Annotated in this window: 1 protein-coding gene; it reads left to right on the forward strand. The window is 67.3% G+C overall.

What is annotated here, in order from left to right; translation table 11 throughout:
- Window positions 1-300 (forward strand): beta-ketoacyl synthase N-terminal-like domain-containing protein (locus tag IH54_RS41145; protein ID WP_043183754.1); only part of this gene is annotated, 300 nt, incomplete at both ends.

The following is a 300-nucleotide window of genomic DNA, read 5'->3' on the forward strand; positions in this document are numbered from 1 at the left end:
GAGCCCATCGCGGTGGTGGGTATGGGGTGCCGTTATCCGGGTGGGGTGCGGTCGCCGGGGGAGTTGTGGGACCTGGTGGTGGCGGGTACGGATGCGATCTCGTCGTTCCCGTCGAACCGTGGCTGGGATCTGGAGGGCCTGTACGACCCGGATCCGGAGCATGCGGGGACGTCGTACACGCGGTACGGCGGTTTCCTGCATGACGCGGGCGAGTTCGACAACGACTTCTTCAACATCTCTCCGCGGGAGGCTGCTGCGACCGATCCGCAGCAGCGGCTGCTGCTGGAGACGGCGTGGGAG

Origin of the sequence: Streptomyces sp. NRRL F-5123 (assembly GCF_000721495.1) — a bacterium.
In the GTDB taxonomy this organism is placed as follows: domain Bacteria; phylum Actinomycetota; class Actinomycetes; order Streptomycetales; family Streptomycetaceae; genus Actinacidiphila.